Genomic DNA, 4,679 nt, shown 5'->3' with positions numbered 1-4,679 from the left:
GGGGAGTCCTTTTTTTGTCCATAGCTATAAGCTCTTTATCCACTGGCAGAGCCAGTGGTTCTTTAAGCAAAGCAAAAAGAAACACCAGCCAAACGGCTGGTGTTTCTTTTTGGAGGCGCCACCCAGACTCGAACTGGGGGTAAAGGTTTTGCAGACCTCTGCCTTACCACTTGGCTATGGCGCCGATTATAGATAACAGGAGCAAATACTTGCTCCTGTTATCTTCTGTTTCTGGAGCGGGTGACGAGGCTCGAACTCGCTACCTCCACCTTGGCAAGGTGGCGCTCTACCAGATGAGCTACACCCGCAGGGATATCTCTCTGAACCACTCTATGCAATTCAGAGAGATATGGTGCCTCCGGTCGGAATCGAACCAACGACACGGGGATTTTCAGTCCCCTGCTCTACCAACTGAGCTACAGAGGCAAATGGCGACGCGGAAGGGACTTGAACCCTCGACCTCCGGCGTGACAGGCCGGCGTTCTAACCAACTGAACTACCGCGCCATTTGACGTTGGGTCAAGACCCATGGTGGGAACAACAGGGCTCGAACCTGTGACATCATGCTTGTAAGGCATGCGCTCTCCCAGCTGAGCTATGCTCCCCTGTTGGCCGTGTTTTCGTTTGTCGTACGCGGCGAAAGTTATTATACTAAACCTCCCTCCAAATGTCAACCCTTATTTTTATCTTTTTTTCATTCTTTTTTCTTCCCGCGGCTGAGGTGCTCTGTTTTGCCTTATTCTATATCTGAACGCCCACTTTTTCCGCTGTTTCTCCTGCAAATTGTTTTCCATACTTCTGTGCTTATTTATATCTCCCGTCGCGCTTTTTGGAAATATTATGCCAATATACATTAACTTTCCATCAAGTTCTAAAATATGCGACAAAACTTTACTTTTATCGTTTACGAACTAATTATTGAGGTTTATAATATATTCTGGAGTTGTTTCCGCGCAGCTGCCGCGGGACCGCTCTCCGCCGTGATGTTCTGGTCCACATATCATGATATCTGGAGGCTGACTGTGAGTATTTATGATGTGATCTCCCTTTTGGGCGCTATTGCAACCTTTCTCTTCGGCATGACCACCATGACTAGCGGCCTGGAGAAGCTGTCCAGCGGCCGCCTGGAATCCATCCTGGAACGGCTGACCAACAACTTGTTTATGAGCGTTCTTATCGGCGCTCTGGTCACCGGTCTCGTCCACAGTTCGGCTGCCACTACTATCATGTGCGTGGGCTTTGTCAACTCGGGCATCATGAAGCTGGAGCAGACGGTGGGTATTATCATGGGCGCCAATATCGGCACCACCGTCACCGCCCAGATTCTCCGCCTGGGAGATATCTCCTCGGACAACCTGTTCCTCTCCTTGATGCGCCCGGAGTACTTCGGCCCCATCATGGCGGTGGTGGGCATTGTGCTCTACATGTTCATCAAGAGCGGCAAGAAACGGATTGTGGGCCAGCTGCTTCTGGGCCTGGGCCTGCTGTTCATCAGCATGCACACCATGACCGCTTCCGTGGCCCCCCTGCAGGACGTGCCTGAATTCCGCAACCTGTTTGTGGCCTTTTCCAACCCTCTGCTGGGCATTCTGGTGGGCGCCCTGGTTACCGCCCTGCTCCAGAGCTCCACTGCCTCTGTGGGCATTCTCCAGGCTCTCACCTCCACGGGTGTCATCACCTTCAATATCGCCTTTCCCATTATTATGGGGCAGAATATTGGCACCTGCATCACTACCCTGATTTCCTCCATCGGCGCCAGCCGCAATGCCAAGCGGACCGCCATGCTCCACCTATACTTCAATGTCATCGGCACGCTGGTGTTCCTGACAGCCATCTACGGCGCCCAGCTGGTGACCACCCCCGCCGGCGGCCTGCCCTTCTGGTCCTCCGTCATGAATATGGGCGACATCGCCTCCTTCCACACCTTCTTTAACATCGGCTGCACCGTGCTTCTGCTGCCCTTCCACAAGCAGCTGGTCCGCCTGGTGGAGCGCACTGTCCCCGGCGATGAGGGCCACGCCTTCACCATGCTGGACGAGCGCTTCCTGGCTACGCCCGCTGTGGCCCTGGAGCGGGCCCACGACGCAGTGGTCCATATGGGAACCCTGGCCCGGGACAATTACCGCATCTCCGTGGCGCTGCTGAGCCAGTACGACGCAAAAAAGGTGGAGACCCTGCGAGAGAACGAGGATACTCTGGACAAGCTGGAGGGGGCGCTGGACAACTACCTGGTCCGTCTGTCCAACCACTCTCTTTCGGCGGCAGAGAGCGCCCAGGTGTCCGAGCTGCTCCACACCCTCTCCGATTTTGAGCGGATGGGTGATTACTCTGTCAACATCTCGGAGAGCGCCTCCATTCTCCATGACCGGGGCATCTCCTTCACAGACGCCGCCCAACGGGAGCTCTCCGCCCTTACCGACGCAGTGGGCGAGGCTCTGGACAAGACCCTGGAGTGCTACACCAACCGTTCCCGGGAGCTGGCCTTTCAGGTGGAGCCGCTGGAGGAGGTGGTGGATCTGCTGCGGGATGAGCTGAAAAACCGCCACATTGAGCGCTTTAAGACCGGCGCCTGCACCATCGAGCAGGGCACTCAGTTCCTGGAGCTGCTCATCAATCTGGAGCGGGTGTCTGACCACTGCTCCAACGTGGCCCTCCAGGTGCTCCGCCGTACAGCCCCCAAAAACGACCTGGTTCTCACCGATACGCACGCCTATCTCCATCAGCTTCATCACGGCTCCAGCCAGAGCTTTGACGAGCTCTTCGCCTCTTACCGGGACAAGTATATGGCTCCTATCGGCGCAGATTAAAAAAGCGGGCTTCCGCCCGCAACAAAACGGCCCGGCAGCATTCGCTGCCGGGCCGTCCTTTACATGAGTTTTACCGTGTAGTACACGGCCATAATCAGCACCCAGGCGGTTGGGACTGCGTAGTAGACCATCTCGCCCACGCCGGGACCGATGAGCAGGGAGGCAATGAGCACCAGGGCCATCAGCGCACAGCTGACATAGATAAGGATATAGTTGGCGGTCTTGGGCAGAAGCTCAATCTTCTTTCCCTTCAGGGTCAGCGCGCCCTCGCCCCGCTGTGCGGCGGCAGACACGGCTGCCACAGCCACCAGCACCACTACCATCAGCCCAATGGCCGCATAGGTCCGGACGCCGCCGCTGCTTGCAAAGCGGATATAGATGCCCAGAACGCCGGCTGCGCAGGTCACAGCCACAGCGAAGAACTCGGTCTGATAGATATAGTATATAAAGGCTAGCACCGCAAACACTACGTTGGCAAAAATCAGGAGTTCCACGCCGGTGGCGTTGAACTGCCACACCACGGCGCTGTATATCCCCAGCATCACCAGAAACACGCCGACAGCCCAGAGGAAAACTCCTTGCTTTCCCTTTTTCCGGCGGGTGTAGGCCAGCGCCAGAACCGCCGCGCCGGCGATAATGCCCGCAAACGTGAGGACCTTCAAGGCCGTGGCAATGGCTACCGCTGTGTTGATACCAAAGTCGTCCACGGTAAAGTTGATATAGTATTTCTGCGTCATCAGCAGCAGAAACTCCAGAACCACTGCTCCCACGATCCAGTAGAGAACCTTGGTAAGCGCGATGTCTTCCTGGCGCTGCTTCTCTGCCTTCAGCCGCTGCTTCTCCAGCTTTTCTCTGCTATCCATTCATCCATCTCCTATGGAAATTCTCCTGCGCTGCCGGCAGGTGCGAGGAATCAATCCTCTGTATTTTACCAGAAAGTCACCTGCTTTGCAACTAGAAAAAGCGTCCGCCTGCCTGTTTCAAGAAATTTCGTCTTTTTTCCGCCCTTTAAAACTTTTCCTTCCTCCTCTCCGTCTATTTTTTTGTCCACTGATACAGACGCAGATAATCTGAAAAATTTTTAAGGATTTGTAACCCCTTTGTTATCTACTTTTTCGTTTTTTTGTCGTATCATAGTGGTTATGAGCAAGGCACAGTACACAGAGAATTTCTTGCAGGAGGAACGCTTTCCATGAGAACAAAAATCAACCGCCTTCTCGCGTTGGGGCTTGCTCTGGCCCTGATGCTGCCCCTGGCCGCCTGTAAATCCACTGGCGACGGCGGCCAGTCCCAACCCCCCGCCCCTTCCCAGAGTGCGGAACAGCCCGCCGCTACCCCCACGCCCACCCCTACCCCCGAGCCTGAAGTGGACCCCTATGACGCGGTGCGCAACTACTGGAGCGAGGACCAGCTCACCCAGGCCTGGGGCCCCAACCAGCCGGTGGAGCACCTGTTCTTCCACCCCGTTATCGCCTATCCCCAGTTCGCCTTTCACGACGCGCCCGTCCCCGAGTCCCAGCGCAACGGCCTGGATGACTGGATGGTGACCGCGGATGAGTTCAAGAAGATCATCCAGAGCGTCTACGACAAGGGCTATATCCTGGTCAACATGGGGGATGTGTGGAGCGAGGTCACCGACGAGAACGGCGTGGCCCGGATGCAGCGCAACACCCTGATGCTGCCGGAGGGGAAGAAACCCCTCATCATCTCCTTTGACGACGTGAACTATTACGACTACATGCTGGAGGAGGGCTTTACCTCCAAGCTGGTGCTGGGGGACGACGGCCAGATCTGGGCCGAGTGCACCGACCCCTACACCGGCGAGACCTTCCTGACCCAGGACCTGGACGCCACCCCCATCCTGGACAACTT

2 protein-coding genes, 5 tRNA genes and 1 pseudogene are annotated in these 4,679 nt (G+C 56.0%); 2 read left to right on the top strand and 6 right to left on the bottom strand.

Features of this window, described 5'->3' with window-relative positions; all coding sequences use genetic code 11:
* Nucleotides 1-110: 110 nt before the first annotated feature.
* The 5 genes from Q0K06_RS13905 to Q0K06_RS13885 form a co-directional block, all read right to left on the bottom strand.
* Nucleotides 111-184, bottom strand: a tRNA-Cys gene (locus Q0K06_RS13905).
* Between the two features lie 48 nt (nt 185-232).
* Nucleotides 233-308, bottom strand: a tRNA-Gly gene (locus Q0K06_RS13900).
* Nucleotides 309-350: 42 nt separating this feature from the next.
* Nucleotides 351-426 (bottom strand) — tRNA-Phe (locus Q0K06_RS13895).
* A gap of 3 nt (nt 427-429) precedes the next feature.
* Nucleotides 430-506: transfer RNA gene (locus tag Q0K06_RS13890), tRNA-Asp, on the bottom strand.
* A 23-nt stretch (nt 507-529) separates the two neighbouring features.
* Nucleotides 530-605: transfer RNA gene (locus Q0K06_RS13885), tRNA-Val, on the bottom strand.
* A gap of 417 nt (nt 606-1,022) precedes the next feature.
* Between Q0K06_RS13885 and Q0K06_RS13880 the strand changes: the two genes are divergently transcribed.
* Nucleotides 1,023-2,807, top strand: coding sequence for a Na/Pi cotransporter family protein (locus Q0K06_RS13880; protein ID WP_294553759.1), 1,785 nt, complete (start codon nt 1,023-1,025; stop codon nt 2,805-2,807).
* A 59-nt stretch (nt 2,808-2,866) separates the two neighbouring features.
* Here Q0K06_RS13880 and Q0K06_RS13875 read toward each other — a convergent pair whose 3' ends face one another.
* Nucleotides 2,867-3,670 (bottom strand): hypothetical protein, encoded by an 804-nt coding sequence (locus Q0K06_RS13875; protein WP_294553757.1) that lies wholly within the window; start codon nt 3,668-3,670, stop codon nt 2,867-2,869.
* A 329-nt stretch (nt 3,671-3,999) separates the two neighbouring features.
* Here Q0K06_RS13875 and Q0K06_RS13870 point away from each other — a divergent pair.
* A pseudogene (locus tag Q0K06_RS13870) lies at nt 4,000-4,679 on the top strand (hydrolase); the annotation flags it as partial.

It is taken from the genome of uncultured Pseudoflavonifractor sp. (assembly GCF_944387805.1).
GTDB lineage: Bacteria > Bacillota > Clostridia > Oscillospirales > Oscillospiraceae > Pseudoflavonifractor.
The sequence above is the reverse complement of the archived record's forward strand: the minus strand, read 5'-3'. Positions and strand labels throughout refer to the sequence as shown.

Bases quoted from the DNA above. Each gene is read 5' to 3' on its own strand.
- Q0K06_RS13875 (WP_294553757.1), bottom strand. From the start codon at position 3,670: ATGGATAGCAGAGAAAAGCTGGAGAAGCAGCGGCTGAAGGCAGAGAAG.